This window comes from Acinetobacter sp. YH12040 (assembly GCF_013420005.1).
Taxonomy (GTDB): Bacteria; Pseudomonadota; Gammaproteobacteria; order Pseudomonadales; family Moraxellaceae; genus Acinetobacter; species Acinetobacter amyesii.
On sequence record NZ_VOZB01000010.1, the window covers coordinates 72701 to 93623 of the forward strand.

The following is a 20923-nucleotide window of genomic DNA, read 5'->3' on the forward strand; positions in this document are numbered from 1 at the left end:
ATTCTTCATGAATGTTTTTGTCATTACCCACAACAAAAATGGGCTGAATCTAAACCTGTTATTATGCACCTGTTCAATAAAAAAGATGCAAGATAATTTAAGTATAGTTGTTAACTTTATTCTATATAGCTCAAAACGATTTTGATGATCAATAATATCGACTTTAATCTCACACAATCGTTTCAAACTTTGACGTATAATTCCACAAATTATCATATAAAAAAAGGATTCTACGGATGAGCGCTCGTCACTCACGTCTAATTATTTTAGGTTCTGGTCCTGCAGGTTATAGCGCTGCGGTATACGCTGCCCGTGCGAACCTGAAACCGACACTCATCGCAGGTATTCAATTAGGCGGTCAATTGACTACGACAACAGAAGTAGACAACTGGCCAGGTGGTGCAGAAGGTTTAACAGGCCCTGCCCTAATGGAACAAATGCAAGCGCATGCTGAACGTTTTGGCACAGAAATCGTGTATGACCATATCAACGAAGTTGACCTCAATGTTCGTCCATTCGTACTTAAAGGCGATATGGAAGAGTTCACTTGTGATGCACTGATTATTTGTACAGGTGCAACTGCACAATATTTAGGTCTCGAATCTGAAGCTGCATTTATGGGTCAAGGCGTGAGCGCATGTGCAACATGTGACGGCTTCTTCTACAAAAACCAAAAAGTAATGGTTGTTGGTGGTGGTAACACCGCGGTGGAAGAAGCGCTGTATCTTTCAAATATTGCTTCTCATGTCACTCTAGTACACCGTCGTGACTCTTTACGTTCAGAGAAAATCCTGCAAGATCATCTTTTTGCAAAAGAAAAAGAAGGTAAAATCAGCATCATCTGGAATCACCAAGTGGATGAAGTCATTGGCGATAACACCGGTGTGACTTCTGTACGTATTAAATCTACGCAAGATGATTCAACTCAAAATGTTGATGTCACTGGTATGTTTGTGGCAATTGGTCACAAACCAAACAGCGGTATTTTTGATGGTCAATTAAACCTACGTGATGGCTACATTCAAGTTCAAAGCGGAACTGCGGGTAATGCAACACAAACGTCGATTCCGGGTGTATTTGCTGCGGGCGATATTGCCGACAGCATTTACCGTCAAGCCATTACTTCTGCAGGTTCAGGCTGTATGGCTGCACTCGATGCTGAAAAATACCTTGATGCACTCGGTGAATAATCTTTTGCTTAAGTCATTTGCTTAGCTAAATAGTTTTAAAAATTAGCCGACCTGATGGTCGGCTTTTTTATGTATGATAAAAATCCGTATACATCAATAAGAAGCTTGGCATGCCGATACTCCCTCCTTCTGAATTTACTTTCCCCGATCCTGTTGAATGCGATCCCGAAGGTGAAGGCTTAATTTGCATCGGTGCTGACCTCTCCCCTTCCACACTGTTTGAAGCCTATAGTCACGGTCTTTTCCCATGGTTCAGTGAAGGTGATCCGATTTGTTGGTGGTGTCCTGAACCCCGCTGCATTATTCGACCGAAGGACTATCATCCGAGCAAATCGTTATTACGCAGCATGAAAAAAATGGACTATAAGATCACCATTAATCATGCGTTTGAAACTGTAATTCGCTCATGTTCTTTGCCGCGTAGTTATGCCAATGAAACATGGATTTCAGAAGATATTATTCAGGGATATTCTGCGCTGTTTGACGCAGGCTATGCTTATAGCATTGAAGTTTGGGAAAACGAGATCGTTGTCGGTGGCCTCTATGGTGTCAATATTGGTCATGGCTGCTTTGGCGAGTCTATGTTTAGTACACGAACAGATGTCTCTAAAATGGCGTTTTACACCTTAATGCTCATCGGGCAAGAGAATCAGTTGCCATGGATTGATTGCCAATTGGTCAACGATCACCTCTTAAGCTTAGGTGCGAGTACACTTTCTCGCCAACAATACCTTAATTCGTTACAAGATGTTGTTAAACAACCCTCTATCGATTGGAAAAAGTATCAGGACAGTGTATTTTCAAGTAAAACAATAGCGCAATGGGCGAGTCTCAGCGCATGACAATAAAAGAGGGATATTACGATGAATTCCTATCAACCAAAGTCCCTGTTGAACGAATTACAGTACTACATCACGCCTCCGCATGATTGTAGCTACTTAGAAAATAAATCTGCTCGGATGGTCTTTTTGGACCCGGTCCATCGTATTGATGTGGTCACGTTATCCGAACTTTCCCGCATGGGTTTTCGTCGTAGTGGTGATTTTGTCTATCGCCCTGAATGTCATCTTTGTCGCCAATGTTTGTCCTCTCGCGTTCCTGTTCATGAATTTCAAATGAACAGCGTGCAAAAAAAAGCGTGGAAACGGAATCAAGATTTAACGGTGAAAATTAGCCGCCCTCAAGATGCCGATGCAAAGCATTATGCGCTGTACGAACGCTACATTAATGAGCGGCATGCTGATGGTGATATGTACCCACCTAGCCAAGATCAATTTGAAAAATTTTTAATTAATAGCTGCACTGACAGTTTCTTTTTAGAGCTGTGGTTAGATGAGCAACTGATCAGTGTATCTACCTGTGATCCACTTGATGATGGTATTTCAGCGGTATATACCTTTTTTGATCCTGATGAAAGCCGTCGCTCCCTAGGGACTTTTGCCATTCTGAAACAAATCGAGCATGCACAAAAACTTGGACTGCAATATGTCTACTTGGGCTATTGGGTGCCCGATTCGCAAAAAATGAATTATAAATCTCAGTACATTCCACTGGAACTTCTGCTTGATGGACAATGGCGTCGACTCAACCGACCACTGACCCAAGAAGAAATCAGCCAACTGGGGGATTCCCTGATGACCACCCTACCTTCCGGTTGGAACAATCCTATTATTAAATAAACGGGATCAAACAAAAGATATTCAATAAAAAAGCATCCGTTTATTCACGAATGCTTTCTTTAAATTTGATCACTCTTCACCGCTTTTATTTAAATAAAGCTGCAAAATCATCACCACAAGTCTTCACCATAATAATGGCGTGCTCACGAGTTCCATCGGCATTTGGATAATAATTCTTTCGCAAATCGATTTGATGAAAATCCGCTTTTTCATATAAACGGATCGCTGGTTGATTACCTTCTCGCACTTCTAAGAAGATTTGAATGGGGTTATTTTTGAGTAAGGCAATAGATTCATCGAGTAATTGAAAACCTAATCCTTTGCCTTGCTGGCTCGGATCGATCGCCATTAACAATAAATTTGCTTCATCTAAAACGGGTTGTAAAATGCAAAAACCTACAACTTTTCCTTGTCGCTCAATCACCGTACTTTGATAGGCAGCAATCGATTCTTGAAATTGTTTTATGGTCCAAGGATGGCTTTGTACGCGGCGCTCGATATCGTAAACCTGCTGGACATCAGCGTCTTGCATCAAACGAATCATCTTCGTTTATCTTTCTATAGCTAGGGTATGCGCATTATAAAAAGTTTGTCTATAAAGTTGAATAAAAAAAAGAGCGATTTACATCGCCCTTCTGAAAAAGTCACCACAGCGCTGTGATTAGAGACCCAAATATGCTTTCCACGTTTTTAACAAACCAGAAGTATCTAAATCATTCGGGTGAAAACCTGGTTTAAAATACATCAGCATTTCTTTACCCATACCAGTGATGATGCCTTTTGAAGGGCTATAACCATAGGTATAAATATCTTTTAATGCTTCAAAATTAAGCTTGTTATCTTCTTTTAATAAACGAGCGACAAAATAACTTTGTACGAAGAATAATGTCACCATTGCGCCAATCAATGAACCTGTACGGAGTGCGTAGGCCTTTATTCCCTGACCAAAGACACCTTCAAATACATCATAAGCTACGGCTTTATGCTCATTTTCTTCAATCGCATGCCATAACCACATATTTTTCATGGTTTCATCAGTCATTAAGGCTTGAATATGTGGGTTTACCAATAACTGTGAAGCAATCGTTGCAGTGAAATGCTCAAGTGCCGTAGTTGCAGTAAGATCCACCATTTCTTGAGTAATACCAACAGGTTTACCAATACGTGCAAAGACTTTGCGCACACCTTGGATAACACGACCCGTTGCCTTATCAAGTGTTTCGACATCATGACCGTATTTTTGTGCAGAAGCATTAAAACCCTCATGCTCTTGCGTATGCATTGCTTCTTGACCAATGAAAGCACTAATTTCTTTTTGTAGGGCTTCATTATTTGCGATCGCGGGGTGTTTACGTACTGCACGCACACTATCAATAAAGAACATTTCACCCGCGGGAAATAAAGCAGACAATGCGGTCATAAAATGTGTCAAACCTGCTGAGCCATTCATCCAGTACTCTGGTACCGCATCAAAATCAAAATTCATGCGACGTACAGGGAAACTTGCACCTGCTCGATTAGTAATCTTTACTTTAGCGTTCATGCCTAACTCCTTTTTGAGTTATGAAATACTCAAACTTTTATTGGTTTTCTTGAGTTCATATTACGGTTTTATTGACACGTAATTATTTCAGTTAAGGACAGTGAATTATCACTAAAGGACAGCTTTAAAAAATATTGTCAGACAATTTCCCTATCACATTGAATAAGCATAAAAAAAAGCGCCTCAAAGAGGCGCTTTTTTACACACATTTAGTGATTATGCAGTTACTTTAGAAACTACACCCGCACCAACTGTACGACCACCTTCACGGATCGCAAAGCGTAAGCCAGCGTCCATTGCGATTGGGTGGATTAATTCTACTGACATTTCTACGTTGTCACCAGGCATAACCATTTCAACGCCCTCTTTAAGCGAGATCGCACCAGTTACGTCAGTTGTACGGAAGTAGAACTGTGGACGGTAACCGTTAAGGAATGGAGTATGACGGCCACCTTCGTCTTTAGAAAGTACGTATACTTCTGCGTCGAATTTAGTATGCGGTTTGATTGTACCTGGTTTAGCAAGTACTTGACCACGTTGAACGTCTTCACGTTTAGTACCACGTAGAAGAACACCACAGTTCTCGCCCGCACGACCTTCGTCAAGAAGTTTACGGAACATTTCTACGCCAGTTACAGTTGTTTTAACTGTATCTTTAATACCAACGATTTCAACTTCTTCGCCTACTTTCACGATACCAGTTTCAACACGGCCAGTTACTACTGTACCACGACCTGAAATTGAGAATACGTCTTCGATTGGCATAAGGAATGCTTGGTCGATAGCACGTTCTGGTTCTGGGATGTAAGAGTCTAGAGCTTCAACAAGAGCAACTACAGCATCTTCGCCGTATTGACCAGCTTCACCATTAAGCGCTGCAAGAGCAGAACCACGGATTACTGGAGTGTCGTCGCCTGGGAAGTCATAAGTAGAAAGAAGTTCACGAACTTCCATTTCTACTAGTTCAATTAGCTCTTCATCATCAACGATGTCACATTTGTTCAAGAACACAACAATGTAAGGTACACCTACTTGACGAGAAAGCAGGATGTGTTCACGAGTTTGTGGCATTGGACCATCAGTCGCTGAACAAACCAGGATCGCACCGTCCATCTGAGCCGCACCAGTGATCATGTTTTTAACATAATCGGCGTGACCTGGGCAGTCTACGTGAGCGTAGTGACGGATTGGAGAATCGTATTCTACGTGTGAAGTATTAATTGTAATACCACGTGCTTTTTCTTCTGGTGCAGAGTCGATTGCAGCGTAATCTTTCGCTTCACCACCGAATTTTTTTGCACATACAGTTGCAATTGCAGCTGTTAAAGTAGTTTTACCGTGGTCGACGTGACCAATTGTACCCACGTTAACGTGTGGCTTATTACGTTCGAACTTAGCCTTAGCCATGAGATCTTCCTTTTTAAACTACTCATGCAGGGATACTGCATGAGCATTTGGTTTTTAACTATGAATTAGTTTGGGCTTATAGTAATCGAAAGATTACTCGTCGTCACCTTTTTTACCGCCAGATTGGAACTTAGCGATGATGCCTTCAGCCACGTTACGTGGTGTTTCAGCGTATTTAGCGAATTCCATAGAATAAGTCGCACGACCTTGAGACATAGAACGCATATGAGTTGCGTAACCAAACATCTCAGAAAGTGGAACTTCTGCACGGATAGCTTTAGTACCACCAGGTAAATCGTCCATACCTTGAACAAGACCACGACGACGGTTTAAGTCACCCATGATATCGCCCATGTAGTCTTCTGGAGTTTCTACTTCAACTTTCATGATAGGCTCAAGAAGAACAGGATCTGCTTTCATGAAACCGTCACGGAATGCGTAAGAACCAGCCATTTTGAACGATAATTCGTCAGAGTCGACGTCATGGTAAGAACCATCGAACAATGTCGCTTTGATGCCAACAACTGGATAACCAGCTAGGACACCATTCTTCATACGTTCTTGGATACCTTTGTCAACCGCACCGAAGAATTCTTTAGGTACTACACCACCAACAACTTCTTCAGCGAACTCGTAGTCTTTACCAGCATCTTCAGCAAGTGGTTCTAAACGTACGTATACGTGACCAAACTTACCTTTACCACCAGTTTGACGTACGAACTTACCTTCTTGTTCAACTGACTTTTTAATAGTTTCACGATACGCAACCATTGGTTTACCAATGTTCGCTTCAACGTTGAATTCACGCTTCATACGGTCAACAATAATGTCAAGGTGAAGCTCACCCATACCAGCAATAATTGTTTGACCAGATTCTTCGTCAGTACGTACGCGGAATGAAGGGTCTTCTTTCGCTAAACGACCTAAAGCAACTGACATTTTTTCTTGGTCTGCTTTAGTTTTAGGCTCAACCGCAAGCGCAATTACTGGCTCTGGGAATTCCATACGCTCTAGTGTAATTACATTATTTTCATCACATAATGTATCACCAGTAGTAGTATCTTTAAGACCTACACATGCTGCGATATCACCCGCACGAATTTCTTCAATATCGTGACGGTCATTTGCGTGCATCTGTACGATACGGCCAACACGTTCGCGCTTCATTTTAACTGGGTTATAGCAAGGGCTACCTGCTTTAAGCACACCAGAGTAAACACGTACGAATGTTAAGTTACCTACAAATTTGTCGTTCATGATTTTGAACGCAAGCGCAGAGAACGGAGCATCATCAGACGCTTCACGAGAACCTTCAGTTTCGTCTTTGTCGTCAAGGATACCTTTAATCGCCTCGACATCAGTCGGCGCAGGTAAGAATTCAATTACAGCATCCAACATACGTTGAACACCTTTGTTTTTGAACGCTGAACCACAAAGCATTGGTTGAATTTCATTCAACAATGTACGTGCACGTAAACCTGAAACGATTTCTTCTTTAGTTAACTCACCTTCTTCAAGGTACTTGTCCATGAGTTCTTCTGATGCTTCCGCAGCAGCTTCAACCATGTTAGTACGCCATTCGTTAGCAGTATCAACTAATTCAGCAGGGATTTCGCCATATTCAAACTTCATACCTTGAGACGCTTCGTCCCAGATAATCGCTTTCATTTCGATTAGGTCAACAACACCCTGGAAGTTTTCTTCTGCACCGATTGGAACAACGATTGGCACTGGATTACCACCAAGACGTGTTTTAACTTGTTCAACAGCACGGAAGAAGTTCGCACCAGTACGGTCCATTTTGTTCACGAATGCAATACGTGGAACTTTATATTTATTTGCTTGACGCCATACAGTTTCAGACTGAGGTTGTACACCACCTACAGCACAGTAAACCATGCATGCACCGTCAAGAACACGCATAGAACGTTCAACTTCAATAGTGAAGTCTACGTGTCCTGGGGTATCAATTACGTTAATACGGTGCTGTTCGAATTGGTTACCCATCCCTTTCCAGAAGCATGTTACTGCCGCTGAGGTAATAGTAATACCACGTTCTTGCTCTTGTTCCATCCAGTCTGTAGTTGCAGAACCTTCGTGAGTTTCACCAAGTTTGTGACTCTCACCTGTGTAGAACAAAATACGTTCTGAAGTGGTAGTTTTACCAGCATCAATGTGCGCAGAGATACCAATGTTACGATAACGAGAAATTGGGGTTTGACGAGCCATGATTTCTAGCATTCCTAAATTTTGTTGTTTAAAACAGGACGCTTTAAGCTGCATAGCAACTTAAAGCGATTCGATGACAAAACAGTGACAACTGATTTGTCACCCTCCTGAATAGGGGCTGTCTTATCCGCTTAGAAACGGTAATGAGAGAAGGCTTTGTTGGCTTCAGCCATACGATGCACATCTTCACGTTTTTTGATCGCTGCGCCTTTACCTTCAGCTGCATCAAGCAACTCACCAGCAAGACGTAAAGCCATAGTTTTTTCAGAACGCTTAGCAGCAGCATCTACTAACCAACGCATAGCCAAGGCAGTACGACGGGATGGGCGTACTTCCATAGGCACTTGGTATGTAGCACCACCAACACGGCGTGCTTTTACTTCGACCATAGGACGAACTTTTTCAAGAGTAGTCTCGAAAAATTCAACTGGGTCTACTTTAGATTTTTCTTGAACGCGGTCTAAAGCACCGTAAACGATACTTTCAGCAATAGATTTTTTACCATCTTGCATTACGTGGTTCATGAATTTAGCGATTGTTTGGCTGCTGAACTTAGGATCCGGAAGGATTTCACGGGCAGCAACTACGCGACGTCTTGGCATTTTAATACACCTAATAAATATGACACTTCAGGTTACTCCAGCAGGTGCACAAAGTGTCATGTGCTTTCGCTGGCCTTACTATACGTCGCTTGGAATTTTCACAAAAAATGCAGAAATCAGACAAGCGAGACGATAAAGGATTGCAGTTCTAACGAACTAAGAAGTTAATCTTTTCAGATTATTTCTTAGGACGTTTAGCACCGTATTTAGAACGAGACTGGTTACGATCTTTAACACCAGCACAGTCTAAAGAACCACGAACGGTATGGTAACGTACACCTGGTAAATCTTTAACACGACCACCACGGATAAGAACAACACTGTGCTCTTGTAGGTTATGGCCTTCACCACCGATGTAGCTAGAAACTTCAAAACCTGAAGTTAAGCGAACACGGCAAACTTTACGCATTGCTGAGTTAGGTTTTTTAGGTGTAGTTGTGTAAACACGTGTACAAACACCACGACGTTGTGGACAAGCCTTCAACGCAGGAACTTTAGATTTTTCAACTAAAGTTGTACGACCCTTACGGATCAACTGATTTGTTGTTGCCATTTGGCAATTCTCCCGTTAATAAAAAGCCCCAAAAAATACTACTTTTTGAGGGCATGCAATTGTAAGCGAAGACTTAAAATTGGTCAACAATATACGATCATCGAAAACATTTATTCATCGTGATTTGCGCAATTTTTCACCCACAAATAAATAGTTTATTTTTCAGAAGAATCTGCTGATTTTTTTGTAACTTTATCTACGGCTGCTGTTTTGACTTTACGCGGCTTAGTTTTGGGTGCAGCTTTATCCACGGAGACATCCTCCTGCTGTACAGATTCCAACACATCAAACTCATCTTTTTCAGCTAAAGCAGGTTTTTGCGCAGCCACGGGTGAATGAGGCTCAACAACTTTTCCTGCAAGTGCCTCCAAACCTTCTGAGACTTTTTGTTCCTGCTCTACTGCCACTTCGGCTGCATCAGCGGTTTTAGCTTGTGCTTTTTTGATGACTTTTACTGCACGAATACTCTCATGACCTGCAACATCTATGGTTTGATCCAATACTGGCTCAGCCAAATCGATATCTTTCGCCTTAATGCCTTCTAGTAATTTAGGTGTCGCTTGAGCAAGTAACTCAAGAGAGCGCTCATAGGCATGTAAAGGTGACAAGCTAATATCCTGATGCTGCAAAATATATTGGCGCGCATTAGAAAAGACTTGCTGTGCCTTCTGATTCACTTCATCCACTAAACGGCGACTATACACCACACTTACACCAACACTCGCCACAGGAGATAATCGTGATAGCTGATTTAACAATGAAACTTTTGGCATTTGATTGAGCCATGCCCACTTAAACTGACCATTTTCATCTAGTACATATTTTTTCAATGCTGCTGCATCAGTATCTGAACCCACCAATTGCTGCAATTGATGTAAATCACTATTTTGTAGCGTACTACTCAGAGCTTTTATTGCCATAAGCAAAGTTTGTTTTTCTGCAATTAAACTCAAGTCGACCTGTTTAAAAATAAACTGAACAATATCTTGGTCACTTTCTTTGCTTAAGTCGAAACCATAAGAACGTCCAACTTGATAAATCACTCGCAGAGTCATAATCAGTGAAGCAGGAATATCAACACTTGAACCAATGACACCTGTCGCACCTGTTAAAGCCCCTTGAATCGAAGCAATCCATTTATTTTGCTCACCCAGAGCCTGACTAATACGACGCGAACGATCGACATCTTGTGTCAACTCTTCTAAATCACGTACCCCAGCTTCATCCAGTACAGCATCTACAGATGAAATATCCGAACTAAAATGATTAAGTCGATCAAATAAATAATCAGAAATTTTGTCACTAAATTGAGGAGCAACAAAATTAGCCACATTATTTACAGTATTAAAATGTCGACCGAATAATTGTCTAGAAACATTTGGAACGTGTTCACGTAAGATTTGCTGAGGATTATCATATTTTTTTACATCAAATACGCCCGCTTGCCTTGACTGCCCCTCCAAGGTTTGACCATTTTTTTGAGGTTGAATGACCTTAGTTACGGATTCGGGTGCGACATGATTAATGATGGACACCCCAGTAGAACTGAGCTTTTTAGCCACTCCAAAGGCGTTTGAGAGTAGACCTGCCGTTGGTTTATTATTCGTTTTCACCATTCCCTACCTCATTAAAACTATTCTTGAAATTATTGATAAATACTAGGTGTAGTCAAACTTTATCACAACTTGAATATGTATCTTTAAGTTAAGTTTTTTGCTGCAAAGTTGCAAATTAGCTCAGTCAACAATAGGCATAGGATTTGCCATAAGAATTCAAAAAGCTTTCTGCTATCATTATTCCAATCAAATTATATGAGTTCGCCTATTTAGAAAGTTTCCTTCGTATACTTTCTATAGCTTGCTCACACACTACCTATAAAGGATCTGTAGATGAAACGTGTTGTAATCACTGGTATGGGCATCAACTCATGCATTGGTAATACATTAGAAGATGTCACTCATTCTTTGCAAAACGGGATTTCTGGAACACGTTTCAACCCAAGTTATGCTGAACTTAATTTTAAAAGTCATGTCAGTGCGGCTGCAGAACAAAACTTTGACGGTATTGACCGCCGTTTAAAACGCTTTATGGGCGTATGCGCAATGTATGCATACAACTCAGCTTTGGCTGCGGTAGAAAATGCAGGCTTAACAGCAGAACAAATTGGCGGTAATCCACGTTACGGTATTGCGGGTGGTTCAGGTGGTGGTTCAACTGCATCTGTTGTTGAAATGAAAGAACTTCTAGACACCAAAGGTGCACGTAAAGTTGGTCCATTCTTTGTACCACGTAACATGACCAACACCATTACCGCAAACGTGGGTGTGGCATTTAAAATGCAAGGTATTGCACACACCATTACTAGCGCTTGTGCAACATCTGCAGATGCCATTGGTTATGCATACAATTTGATTCAATTAGGCAAACAAGACTTAATGCTTGCTGGTGGTGGTGAAGAAGACCATTGGTCACAAAGTCTTTTATTTGATGCAATGGGTGCACTTTGTTCAAAATACAATGACACTCCTGAAACTGCTTCCCGCCCTTACTCTGCTGACCGTGACGGTTTCGTGATCGCTGGCGGCGGTGGCTTCGTTGTACTAGAGTCACTTGAACATGCTCAAGCACGTGGTGCAAACATTTTGGCTGAAGTTGTCGGCTATGCAGCAAATTCTGACGGCGCTGACATGGTTGCACCATCGGGCGAAGGTGCGACGCGTTGTATCCTTATGGCTTTAGAAGAAGCTAAACAACATGGTGTAGATACCATCGACTATGTTAATACACATGGTACATCTACTCCGGCAGGCGATGTCACTGAACTTAAAGCGATGGAGCTTGCTTTCGGTGAAGGGCAAGTTCCTCCGCTCAGCTCAACCAAGTCGATGACAGGTCACAGCCTGGGCGCTGCAGGCGTACAAGAAGCGATTTATTCTATTTTAATGATGCAAAATGACTTTATTGCACCGAACATCAACGTGACTGAACTTGACGAAGGCGCAAAACCTTTTGATATCGTACTTGAAAAACGTGATGCAAAATTGAATACTGTGATGAGTAACAGTTTTGGTTTTGGCGGTGTAAACGCTTGCCTCGTTTTCAAAAAATGGGAAGCTTAATATAAAGTTTGCTGCTTTGGCGCTTCGGTGCCAAAGCACATACCCACCGCCCTTTTAAGGGTTAATATATGGATGCTCCATCAGATGCTTTCCTCTGGGTAAAAGCATTGCATATCATCGCAGTTGTTTGCTGGTTCGCAGCGCTATTCTATCTCCCTCGCCTTTATGTCTACCACGCCATGAGTGATGATGCTACGAGTCATCAGCGCTTTCAAATCATGGAACGCAAGCTATATCGCGGCATTATGTGGCCTGCAATGATTGCTACACTGATCACGGCGCACTTCCTCGTCGATTGGGGTGATGCAACACGACACTACCATGAAGCGCTTTGGTTCTATTTAAAAGTTGGATTGGTTGGACTATTGGTGATTTATCATTTTGTTTGTGGTTATTACCGTAAAAAGCTTATCGAAAATGCACATTATAAGTCGCATAAATTCTGGCGTTATTTTAATGAAATGCCCACTTTGATTTTATTTGCGGTTGTTATTTTAGTTGTAGTGAAGCCAAGCTTCTAAACGACTGTAAAAAAGCCCCTACTCATTGGGGCTTTTTTATTTCTATATCAAAATGTTTATATACAAAAACTACAACTGCACACAGCTATCTAAAATATTCCAATTGTGTGCTCTAAATTGCTCACGCGGATACGGCACTTCAGCACGCAACACCCCCTCCTTTTAAAGAAACGTCGGCCGTGGCTATTTTGATTCAACTGCGTTAAATCAGTCGCACCCTGATTCAACAAATTAAAAATCATAATACGATCATTCAAAATGTGCCCTGCAAGCACATAGCGCTCCCAAGGCACCCCTCTATATTGGACAAAGTATTGCCCAAATAGTTTTTGATATGCCAAGATGAATACTATCCCTGCTCTTGACCAGCCTGCATCCTAAACGAATCATAAGAAAACTCAGATAGCTGTGCCGCCTTTTCATATTGCTTAAACAATTGATTCGTAGTTTGATTTGGCAAATAAAACCAATACATCAACGAGGTACTCCAGCCCGATGATTGCTACACCCGCTTCAACACCGCATATACGCCATAGGCTTCCAATTGTGCTGCTGAGCGCAAACTCAACTGACTGACACTTAAAGGCTCCAAATAAACAACTTGTCCAGTCTTTAATTGCTCATTACGTATAATTCGAACATAACGTGCCAGCCAGTTTTGAATCAGCATCCTTTCAACCAATGAGTTCGGGCGCTCAAGCATCTGCTGCAATCTGTGATATTCAGCCATATATGCATCCAGCTTATCCTCTTTATTTAAAGCAATATTGATCAGATAAAGGATCGCCAACTGATTTAAATACTTAAGTCTGGATATGTGGAATTGCTCGGCATACTTAAACTGCGGTATTGGTCTGCATGCTGCAACCATGTGTTAAAGCGCTGCAACGGCACCTTTTCTTGCTGTATCAACGCACCAAGCACCAGACGATGCTCAACAACAAATGCACTAACCGCCGTAGGATCATCGACCAGCAATTGCTGAAACTCAGCAACTAAATTCGTCTGTTCTTCTGACCACTTTTCACGCGTTAGCTTCACATTCAATGGCTGGCCCAATGCATTCTGATGCTCTTGCCCCAACAAACTAAATGCCCAATCTTGATGATAACGATAGCGCCGAACATTCGATGCCGAAAACCGATCTCCAGCATTCAGCCCAAGCAAGTTAAAATACGGCTCTTGTGTGTAATTTGAAAGATAAGAAATTTCAGACTGCTGCCACTTGAGCACCCGAGGATCAATACGCTCATCCCACCGCAGCCAAAGACACACAACAACTGCAAGCAACAGTAAGATAATAAAGATGATTTTTTTGTTTCATTGATTTCTTATTTTGAATTATTTCAGCCGCATTATATTCAACTCCACCATTCACGCATACAAAAAAAAGCCATCGAAAGATGGCTTTTTTACTGTAAACACAAATATTTATGCAGGAATACGCAGCACTTGCCCTGGGAAAATGTCATCGGCATTTTTTAACAAAGGACGGTTTGCTTCAAAAATTTTATTGTATTGATTTGCATCACCATAAAATTCTTTAGAGATTTTAGACAGGTTATCTCCCGACTTAACAGTATAGAACTTACTTTCAGGCTCAGGACTCGTCACTGTTAACTGATCATCTACTTGTGCCACATGATCAATATTCCCTACTGCTAAGATAATCTTTTCACGATCTGCTTGGCTTTGTACCTGACCTTTCACTGTTGCTAGATCTGAAGTCCCGTTATAACTCACAGACAAACCAGTTACAGGCAAGCCCAGTGCTTTGATATGACCCAATAACTTATTGGCAATTTCTTGTGCAGATGGTTCAGAAGGTGTTGCTGGCGCTGCTTGAGGTTCCGCAGGCGCTGTATTTTTTTTACCAATACCTTTTACAAAATCAAAAAGACCCATATTTTTCTCCGTTGTTTTTACTGTTTTAAATCATTTAACTATTGTTCAAACTCTATTCTTATAGCTAAAAAATAACCGCTTTTGAGTTGTTGTTGGTGACAGAAACGTAAGCTAATGTAAAAACAAAATATTCGGCATAAAAAAAGCCACCGAATGGTGGCTTTTTAAATCAGCATCGCTGAAATCTAAAATTAACCTAGTTTCTTAGAAACATAGTCAATTGCAGATTGTACAGTAGTGATTTCGTTTGAATCTTCATCAGGAATAGTGATGTCGAAATCGTTTTCGAAAGACATAACTAATTCAACTAGGTCTAGAGAATCTGCACCTAAGTCATCCATGAAAGAAGCTTCGTTTTTGATCTCGTCTGCTTTAAGACCAAGTTGTTCAGCTACTGCTTGTTTTACGCGTTGTTCGATATCGCTCACAGGAATTCTCCTCATTGCTTGTGGCGTTTTTAATGCCGTTAGTTTAATTGAATCTAAATCGTTTTGAAAGTTTATACTTGAGCGCTTAGCTCATGTATAAACCACCATTTACATGTAATACAGTTCCGGTAATGTAACTTGCCTTTTCAGAAGCAAGAAAACTTACGGCATTTGCGATATCTTGTGGCTCACCTAAACGGTTTAAAGCCACTTGATCACTCATCTTTTTACGAATTTCTTCGCTTAACTGTTCTGTCATTTCTGTTGCAATAAAGCCCGGAGCCACTGCATTTACAGTGATTTGGCGGCTTCCCATCTCTTTTGCAAGGCTGCGACCAAAGGCCTCAATCCCTGCTTTTGCAGCAGAATAGTTTGCTTGTCCTGGGTTAGCAAAATGTGCAACCACAGAACTAATATTAATAATTCGGCCAAAACGTGCTTTGGTCATACCCTTTAAAACACGTTTAGAAAGTCGATAAACGGCTTTCAAATGAATGTTGAGAATGTCATCCCAATCATCTTCTGACATACGAAGTAACAAATTATCTTTGGTAATACCAGCATTGTTCACCAAAACCAATACAGAACCAAAGTTTTGCTCAATGTCTGATACCAATGCATCAATTGCAGTTGCATCACGTACATCTAAAACTTTACCCGCACCATTTTCAGCAAAAGCAGCAGATAATTTTTCCGCACCCGCTTCTGAAGTTGCAGTACCTACAACAAAATAACCGTCTTGAATCAATTGCTGAGCAATTGCTGCTCCAATCCCTCGGCTCGCACCTGTTACTAAAGCAACTTTGCGTTCTTGTGTCATGCAATTTTCCCTTCTGCCACTAAAATGGCATTCAGTGCATCTTCCATACGACCTTTCGTGTCGAGTGGGAATGCTTTTTCAATATTTGGCAAACGTTTTGCGAGATTCGCAAGGACATTACCCGGACCACATTCAGCAATGTACTGAATACCTTGGTCTTGCAAATACTGCATGGTCTTTGTCCACTGTACAGATTGGTATAACTGTGCAGTTAACGCCTGACGTAATTGCGCTACATCAGTCGCGATTTCAGCGCCTACATTTTGTATTACAGGTATAGTAGGCAGCTCAATGGCAGTTTGTTCCAATGCTGTCGCAAACTGTTCAGCAGCAGGTTTCATCAATGCACAATGCGATGGCACAGAAACCGGAAGTGCGATTGCCTTACCGCCATTATCTTTAGCAGCAGCCATAACCGCTTCAACCATGGCTTTATCGCCCGCAATGACAACTTGACCTTGTGCATTGTAGTTTGCAGCATCTACTGAACCTGGGCCTTCTGCTTGAGCACAAAGTTCAATGACTTTGGCATCATCTAGACCCAAAATTGCCGCCATTGCACCTTGACCTTCAGGTACAGCACTTTGCATTAACTGACCACGTAGGTTCACCAGTTTAACGGCATCACCTAGGCTCATCGCTCCCGCAGCAACCAAGGCGCTGTATTCACCTAATGAGTGACCTGCAAGGTATTTCGGTGCAACACCACCTAACTCTAACCACACACGCCATAAAGCAATACTGGCAGTCAGGAGTACAGGTTGAGTAAATTCTGTTTGGTTTAACCCTTCACCACTTTGCGCAATTTGCCAAAGATCAAAGCCAACTGCTTCTGATGCTTCTGCAAATGTTGCTTGCACACTACTAAACTGTTCTGCAAGTTCAGCGAGCATGCCGACTTTCTGTGACCCTTGACCCGGGAACACGAATGCAGTTTTAGTAGCTTGAGCTGCTTGCTCGAGTTGTTTAGCAGACATAAAAAAATCCTTTATCAAGACTGGTGAATTTATGCTATTTGGACATTTATTCAACACAATCCCATGTAAGCTTGTTTCAGGGACGGAAATTTAACACTTAATTTTTGTCTTGGTAATTGCCAAATGCAACAAAAAATCGGTACAAAAAAAGGGAGCTTAACGCTCCCATTTTTTCTACTAAGCTTGACGCTTAATACATCACCAATTATTCAGCAGATGCTTTAGCGAATAATTGACGACCACGGTAGATACCATCTTTAGATACGTGGTGACGACGGTGAGTCTCGCCAGTAGCTTGGTCTACAGTTAATGCATTCTCGGTTAAAGCGTCATGTGAACGGCGCATGTCACGGCGAGAGCGACTTTTACGGTTTTGCTGAACGGCCATGATGGCTCCTTACAAAGATCGAAAAAATGGATCAGAACAAATTCGATTGTCTTATACTCAAGAGTATAACACAAAAATTAGTTAAGTTTACCCTTCAAACCTGCCAAAACATCAAACGGGTTGTCCCGTTTTTCTTCAACAAGCTCTTCAGCGGCAGGTTGATGCTTATGTTCACAAGCGTCATGCTTAGGTGACAAAGGCATCAACAATAACAATTCATCCTCTATCAGTGAGAGTAAATCAGCAGTCGCAGGCGCATCATATGAACCTTTGGTTGTTGCTTCACTTTCACCTAAAACGATGAAATCAGCATCCTCATCCAAGCGCTCTATCAGTGACTCGTCATCTACAAGAGCTAGATGAAAACTTGAAACAAGTGGGATCTCAACAGTATCCAGACAACGCTGGCATTCCATTGGAACATTTGTTTCAACATGACCATCTAGCCATACAATGCGATGATAAGCATCCATTGATAGCTTACAGTCTATGTTAATCAATTGATCATCAATTGATCCAACAGCTTCACGAGCAATACGAACAAAGCGAGATAATGGCAGTGTTCCTGACCATTTAAAGCCCTGTTCAGCCCATTTAAACGGCTCAATCTGTGCCGGAAAGGTATTTGCTGACATAATTAAGGCGGCAATTCTACAAATTCATCAGTACTCTGTCAAAGATTAAGATACAATTTTGTACTTATTTAGACAGACCATTTGGGTAACTTAAGTTATGCATCTGTTGCAGCCGCAAACAGAAGTGAATGTTTCATCACTTATGAGCACAATTTCAACGCTTGATTCTGACATTTCAACCGACCAAGTGCAACTCTCGGCTTGGGAGAAACTTTCCACAGAAACAGAACACGTCGAATGGCTCATCTTACACTTTAATCATTGGTTTTCCCACCTGAATGTGAGCTTAGTGAAAGGTGACTGTGAGCCCGAGTACTTTCCTGCTGATTCAAATGGCCCTGCCCGTATTCAATTTGCTCATGGTTATTTCAATAGCGCTTTGCATGAAATTAGCCATTGGACTATTGCTGGCGAGCAACGCCGTTTACTTCCTGATTTAGGCTATTGGTATGCACCAGATGGTCGTAGTAAAGAGCAGCAAGCCCTCTTTGAGCAGGTGGAGATTAAGCCCCAAGCGATCGAATGGTTATTTGCCAAAGCCTTTGGGCGTAAGTTTCGTGTATCACTCGACAACCTCACAGGTGAAGGAGGAGATGGCAGCAGCTTTAAAGATAATGTCTATGCACAATTACAGGCTTATTTTAAGGGTGAAGCCAAACTTCCACGCGATGCTTGGCGCTTTATCCAATGCATTTGTCACTGTACACGTGCTGGCAAAATGTTACAGGCGAATGAATTTCAACGTGAAATGCTTGATTAAATTATACAATTTGACTGCATTTCACATTGCACAAAGCGAATAGACCGCGACATAATGTCTAGAGCTTTTAATAATAAGAGGAAAACGACATGTTGCATTTAAGAATACATCCGGAAAATCCTCAGCCCCGTTTAATTACGCAGGCCGTTGAACGGATTCGTGCCGGCGATGTGGTGGTTTATCCTACAGATGCCGCCTATGCCATCGGTTGCCAGATTGGGAACAAAAATGCCATGGAACGCATTGCCCAAATTCGTCAGCTCGATGCTAAACATCAATATGCGATTATTTGTGCAGATTTATCTGACATTGCCACTTATGCCAAAGTCGACAATGCCATGTATCGTTTATTGAAAAATAACACCCCTGCTGTCACTACCTTTATTTTGCCTGCGACCAGTGAAGTTCCTCGCCGTTTAATGCATCCTAAAAAGAAAACCATTGGACTGCGTATTCCGAGCAACCCGATTTGCCAATTATTACTCAAAGAATTGGGTGAGCCTTTATTAACATCGACCTTAATTTTACCGGGCCAAAAAGAACCGATTGATGATCCTTACGAAATTGAACTGCAAATCGGTAAACGCATAGATGTATTGATTGATGGCGGTTTAGGTACTTTAAATACCACTAGCGTTGTAAACCTTGCAGGTGAATACCCTGAAGTGATTCGCCGTGGTGTCGGTGATGTCAGTGCCTTTGAATAGCATGTACTGTTAAATACATGCTGTTACCGATCAGAGGCACAGCATGTAAAGGTCATCTGCTCAAAACGCGGTTAAAGCACCTTTCGATAAAGGAATCGACCTGATGACTTTATTTCAAATTTTACTCAAGCTCCAAAATGCGATAGACCTCAGTGTCTCCGAGCAAAACAGTCTTAATCATCTTGCTATATATGCCAGTGAGCCATGGACTTTAGAATCCACGGCTCAACTAAGGGCAGCATCTGATAAAAATTTAATTTCATCAACATCACCACCTCAGGCTTTTCATTATTTTCTACATACATCAACTGTGAAATCGCTGTTTAAACGACTATCCAGTCAAAATCTCTGCTCGCAAGCACAGTGCCAACACATTATCGAATTTGCACTTGAACAAAGGGTCTTACTAACAGGTTCAAAGCCTTGATCGTGTACTTTTGCTCAAGCGCAATAAAGCTGCATAAATTCTTTTAAGTGAATTTTTTGTTGTCCCTGCTCATCAAAATTATTTGTATTGAGCCAAGCTGCATATGCTTGAGACAACATTGGCCAATCCTGATCCAACATCGCAAACCAAGCAGTATCACGATTACGACCTTTCACTATCACATGTTGACGAAACAACCCTTCAAATTGAAAGCCAAAACGCAAAGCAGCGTTTTTCGAAGGCGCGTTCAAGTCATCACACTTCCACTCCACCCGTCGATATCCCGCTGCAAAGCATGCTTTTAACAACAGATAAATAGTTTCTGTTGCTGCGGTTGATTGCTTCATTAAACTTGAAAAATAGACATTGCCAATTTCAATGACGGCATGTGCTGGGCGTACATTGAGCAAACCAATCCACCCTACAACGGCTTCACCAACCTCAATGACATAATGCATGGAACCCGCAAAATGAAAGGATTGCTGAAAATAATCACGCAATTGCTGCATGCTTTGAATTTGAGAATAAGGCAAATACGTCCAACAACGTTCATCGGGTTCTTGTTGTACTGTCTGCCATAGCCGCTGTAAAAGACTATCATCAAGCTGATCGGGCAACATCGGAATAAGTCGAACAGATTGCCCCACTTCGGTTTTACATCTGAACTGGCAAGGTTCAAACTGCGCCAACGTCATCCCTACGGCCTGACCCCATTGATTATATTGTTGTGGCATAGCTAATATTCTTTTAGTCAATTCATTCAAATCATTTCATAATGGACGCCCATCATCCAGACATCACAGCTTAGATGAGTTCATGGATTGATGAGTGTATTTTTTACAATTAACACAAGATGTGATCGATATCACAGCTTTAAAATTTTACATGTGTATAAATAAAGCCTATTCCCTATAAATTTTAAGTTTTTTATCCAATTCAACCGTTCAGTAATTTCTTTAAACGCATTTTTCCATTACACTATTCCCTATAACTTTTGTGCTTTTACTTTCGATGTGAGATCGAAGCGAAAGCT

23 protein-coding genes are annotated in these 20923 nt (G+C 41.5%); 7 read left to right on the forward strand and 16 right to left on the reverse strand.

What is annotated here, in order from left to right:
- Positions 1–236: 236 nt before the first annotated feature.
- From trxB to FTT99_RS12150, 3 genes are all read left to right on the forward strand, one after another.
- Positions 237–1190, forward strand: a complete 954-nt coding sequence (trxB, locus tag FTT99_RS12140; RefSeq protein WP_180129874.1) for a thioredoxin-disulfide reductase — start codon at positions 237–239, stop codon at positions 1188–1190.
- A 110-nt stretch (positions 1191–1300) separates the two neighbouring features.
- The gene (gene aat, locus FTT99_RS12145; RefSeq protein WP_180129876.1) at positions 1301–2032 is read left to right on the forward strand and encodes a leucyl/phenylalanyl-tRNA--protein transferase; all 732 of its coding nucleotides are present in this window, start codon (positions 1301–1303) and stop codon (positions 2030–2032) included.
- A 21-nt stretch (positions 2033–2053) separates the two neighbouring features.
- Complete coding sequence (locus FTT99_RS12150) at positions 2054–2869, forward strand: arginyltransferase (RefSeq protein ID WP_078190044.1); 816 nt, start codon at positions 2054–2056, stop codon at positions 2867–2869.
- A gap of 85 nt (positions 2870–2954) precedes the next feature.
- Here FTT99_RS12150 and rimI read toward each other — a convergent pair whose 3' ends face one another.
- The 7 genes from rimI to FTT99_RS12185 form a co-directional block, all read right to left on the reverse strand.
- Positions 2955–3413, reverse strand: a complete 459-nt coding sequence (rimI, locus tag FTT99_RS12155) for a ribosomal protein S18-alanine N-acetyltransferase (RefSeq protein WP_111885277.1) — start codon at positions 3411–3413, stop codon at positions 2955–2957.
- A 117-nt stretch (positions 3414–3530) separates the two neighbouring features.
- The gene (locus FTT99_RS12160) at positions 3531–4412 is read right to left on the reverse strand and encodes a metal-dependent hydrolase (RefSeq protein ID WP_078193116.1); all 882 of its coding nucleotides are present in this window, start codon (positions 4410–4412) and stop codon (positions 3531–3533) included.
- Between the two features lie 216 nt (positions 4413–4628).
- On the reverse strand, positions 4629–5819 hold the full coding sequence (gene tuf, locus FTT99_RS12165; protein WP_180077405.1) for an elongation factor Tu: 1191 nt from the start codon (positions 5817–5819) through the stop codon (positions 4629–4631).
- Positions 5820–5912: 93 nt separating this feature from the next.
- The gene (gene fusA / locus FTT99_RS12170; RefSeq protein ID WP_111885035.1) at positions 5913–8048 is read right to left on the reverse strand and encodes an elongation factor G; all 2136 of its coding nucleotides are present in this window, start codon (positions 8046–8048) and stop codon (positions 5913–5915) included.
- 131 nt (positions 8049–8179) lie between these two features.
- Positions 8180–8650, reverse strand: coding sequence for a 30S ribosomal protein S7 (gene rpsG, locus FTT99_RS12175; protein ID WP_005011815.1), 471 nt, complete (start codon positions 8648–8650; stop codon positions 8180–8182).
- 178 nt (positions 8651–8828) lie between these two features.
- Entirely contained in the window at positions 8829–9203 is a 375-nt protein-coding gene (gene rpsL / locus FTT99_RS12180) for a 30S ribosomal protein S12 (RefSeq protein WP_000246374.1), read from the reverse strand.
- A gap of 155 nt (positions 9204–9358) precedes the next feature.
- Entirely contained in the window at positions 9359–10819 is a 1461-nt protein-coding gene (locus FTT99_RS12185) for an EcsC family protein (RefSeq protein ID WP_180129878.1), read from the reverse strand.
- Between the two features lie 273 nt (positions 10820–11092).
- Between FTT99_RS12185 and FTT99_RS12190 the strand changes: the two genes are divergently transcribed.
- Both FTT99_RS12190 and hemJ read left to right on the forward strand, forming a co-directional pair.
- Positions 11093–12322: a beta-ketoacyl synthase N-terminal-like domain-containing protein gene (locus FTT99_RS12190; protein WP_180129880.1), complete on the forward strand. Its 1230-nt coding sequence runs from the start codon at positions 11093–11095 to the stop codon at positions 12320–12322.
- 68 nt (positions 12323–12390) lie between these two features.
- Positions 12391–12843 (forward strand): protoporphyrinogen oxidase HemJ, encoded by a 453-nt coding sequence (gene hemJ / locus FTT99_RS12195; protein ID WP_180022661.1) that lies wholly within the window; start codon positions 12391–12393, stop codon positions 12841–12843.
- Between the two features lie 502 nt (positions 12844–13345).
- On the opposite strand, the gene FTT99_RS12200 is transcribed toward hemJ, so the two are convergent.
- The 8 genes from FTT99_RS12200 to FTT99_RS12235 all read right to left on the reverse strand — a co-directional run bounded on the left by FTT99_RS12200 (position 13346) and on the right by FTT99_RS12235 (position 17996).
- Positions 13346–13573 (reverse strand): hypothetical protein, encoded by a 228-nt coding sequence (locus FTT99_RS12200; protein ID WP_180129882.1) that lies wholly within the window; start codon positions 13571–13573, stop codon positions 13346–13348.
- A gap of 65 nt (positions 13574–13638) precedes the next feature.
- Complete coding sequence (locus FTT99_RS12205; protein WP_180129884.1) at positions 13639–14118, reverse strand: hypothetical protein; 480 nt, start codon at positions 14116–14118, stop codon at positions 13639–13641.
- Between the two features lie 156 nt (positions 14119–14274).
- On the reverse strand, positions 14275–14748 hold the full coding sequence (gene lysM / locus FTT99_RS12210; RefSeq protein WP_078190053.1) for a peptidoglycan-binding protein LysM: 474 nt from the start codon (positions 14746–14748) through the stop codon (positions 14275–14277).
- Positions 14749–14939: 191 nt separating this feature from the next.
- The gene (gene acpP / locus FTT99_RS12215; RefSeq protein ID WP_078190054.1) at positions 14940–15176 is read right to left on the reverse strand and encodes an acyl carrier protein; all 237 of its coding nucleotides are present in this window, start codon (positions 15174–15176) and stop codon (positions 14940–14942) included.
- Positions 15177–15261: 85 nt separating this feature from the next.
- Positions 15262–15996, reverse strand: coding sequence for a 3-oxoacyl-ACP reductase FabG (gene fabG / locus FTT99_RS12220; RefSeq protein WP_078190055.1), 735 nt, complete (start codon positions 15994–15996; stop codon positions 15262–15264).
- Positions 15993–16973 carry an ACP S-malonyltransferase gene (gene fabD / locus FTT99_RS12225; RefSeq protein ID WP_180129886.1) on the reverse strand — a complete coding sequence of 327 codons (981 nt, stop codon included), beginning with the start codon at positions 16971–16973 and terminating at the stop codon, positions 15993–15995. The genes fabG and fabD overlap by 4 nt, the downstream gene beginning before the upstream one ends.
- A 205-nt stretch (positions 16974–17178) precedes the next feature.
- Complete coding sequence (gene rpmF, locus FTT99_RS12230; protein ID WP_004279227.1) at positions 17179–17361, reverse strand: 50S ribosomal protein L32; 183 nt, start codon at positions 17359–17361, stop codon at positions 17179–17181.
- A gap of 77 nt (positions 17362–17438) precedes the next feature.
- Entirely contained in the window at positions 17439–17996 is a 558-nt protein-coding gene (locus tag FTT99_RS12235) for a DUF177 domain-containing protein (protein ID WP_078194223.1), read from the reverse strand.
- Between the two features lie 97 nt (positions 17997–18093).
- Here FTT99_RS12235 and FTT99_RS12240 point away from each other — a divergent pair, with 97 nt between their 5' ends.
- Together FTT99_RS12240 and FTT99_RS12245 are read left to right on the forward strand one after the other, a co-directional pair.
- Positions 18094–18756 (forward strand): elongation factor P hydroxylase, encoded by a 663-nt coding sequence (locus tag FTT99_RS12240; RefSeq protein WP_180129891.1) that lies wholly within the window; start codon positions 18094–18096, stop codon positions 18754–18756.
- Positions 18757–18845: 89 nt separating this feature from the next.
- The gene (locus FTT99_RS12245) at positions 18846–19463 is read left to right on the forward strand and encodes an L-threonylcarbamoyladenylate synthase (RefSeq protein ID WP_078190059.1); all 618 of its coding nucleotides are present in this window, start codon (positions 18846–18848) and stop codon (positions 19461–19463) included.
- A gap of 441 nt (positions 19464–19904) precedes the next feature.
- Here the strand turns inward: FTT99_RS12245 and FTT99_RS12250 are convergent, their stop codons facing one another.
- Positions 19905–20624, reverse strand: coding sequence for a GNAT family N-acetyltransferase (locus FTT99_RS12250; RefSeq protein WP_180129894.1), 720 nt, complete (start codon positions 20622–20624; stop codon positions 19905–19907).
- Between the last annotated feature and the right edge of the window lie 299 nt (positions 20625–20923).

Bases quoted from the DNA above. Each gene is read 5' to 3' on its own strand.
- trxB (WP_180129874.1), top strand. From the start codon at position 237: ATGAGCGCTCGTCACTCACGTCTAATTATTTTAGGTTCTGGTCCTGCA.
- aat (WP_180129876.1), top strand. From the start codon at position 1,301: ATGCCGATACTCCCTCCTTCTGAATTTACTTTCCCCGATCCTGTTGAA.
- FTT99_RS12150 (WP_078190044.1), top strand. From the start codon at position 2,054: ATGAATTCCTATCAACCAAAGTCCCTGTTGAACGAATTACAGTACTAC.
- rimI (WP_111885277.1), bottom strand. From the start codon at position 3,413: ATGATTCGTTTGATGCAAGACGCTGATGTCCAGCAGGTTTACGATATC.
- FTT99_RS12160 (WP_078193116.1), bottom strand. From the start codon at position 4,412: ATGAACGCTAAAGTAAAGATTACTAATCGAGCAGGTGCAAGTTTCCCT.
- tuf (WP_180077405.1), bottom strand. From the start codon at position 5,819: ATGGCTAAGGCTAAGTTCGAACGTAATAAGCCACACGTTAACGTGGGT.
- fusA (WP_111885035.1), bottom strand. From the start codon at position 8,048: ATGGCTCGTCAAACCCCAATTTCTCGTTATCGTAACATTGGTATCTCT.
- rpsG (WP_005011815.1), bottom strand. From the start codon at position 8,650: ATGCCAAGACGTCGCGTAGTTGCTGCCCGTGAAATCCTTCCGGATCCT.
- rpsL (WP_000246374.1), bottom strand. From the start codon at position 9,203: ATGGCAACAACAAATCAGTTGATCCGTAAGGGTCGTACAACTTTAGTT.
- FTT99_RS12185 (WP_180129878.1), bottom strand. From the start codon at position 10,819: ATGGTGAAAACGAATAATAAACCAACGGCAGGTCTACTCTCAAACGCC.
- FTT99_RS12190 (WP_180129880.1), top strand. From the start codon at position 11,093: ATGAAACGTGTTGTAATCACTGGTATGGGCATCAACTCATGCATTGGT.
- hemJ (WP_180022661.1), top strand. From the start codon at position 12,391: ATGGATGCTCCATCAGATGCTTTCCTCTGGGTAAAAGCATTGCATATC.
- FTT99_RS12200 (WP_180129882.1), bottom strand. From the start codon at position 13,573: ATGGCTGAATATCACAGATTGCAGCAGATGCTTGAGCGCCCGAACTCA.
- lysM (WP_078190053.1), bottom strand. From the start codon at position 14,748: ATGGGTCTTTTTGATTTTGTAAAAGGTATTGGTAAAAAAAATACAGCG.
- fabG (WP_078190055.1), bottom strand. From the start codon at position 15,996: ATGACACAAGAACGCAAAGTTGCTTTAGTAACAGGTGCGAGCCGAGGG.
- fabD (WP_180129886.1), bottom strand. From the start codon at position 16,973: ATGTCTGCTAAACAACTCGAGCAAGCAGCTCAAGCTACTAAAACTGCA.
- rpmF (WP_004279227.1), bottom strand. From the start codon at position 17,361: ATGGCCGTTCAGCAAAACCGTAAAAGTCGCTCTCGCCGTGACATGCGC.
- FTT99_RS12235 (WP_078194223.1), bottom strand. From the start codon at position 17,996: ATGTCAGCAAATACCTTTCCGGCACAGATTGAGCCGTTTAAATGGGCT.
- FTT99_RS12240 (WP_180129891.1), top strand. From the start codon at position 18,094: ATGCATCTGTTGCAGCCGCAAACAGAAGTGAATGTTTCATCACTTATG.
- FTT99_RS12245 (WP_078190059.1), top strand. From the start codon at position 18,846: ATGTTGCATTTAAGAATACATCCGGAAAATCCTCAGCCCCGTTTAATT.
- FTT99_RS12250 (WP_180129894.1), bottom strand. From the start codon at position 20,624: ATGCCACAACAATATAATCAATGGGGTCAGGCCGTAGGGATGACGTTG.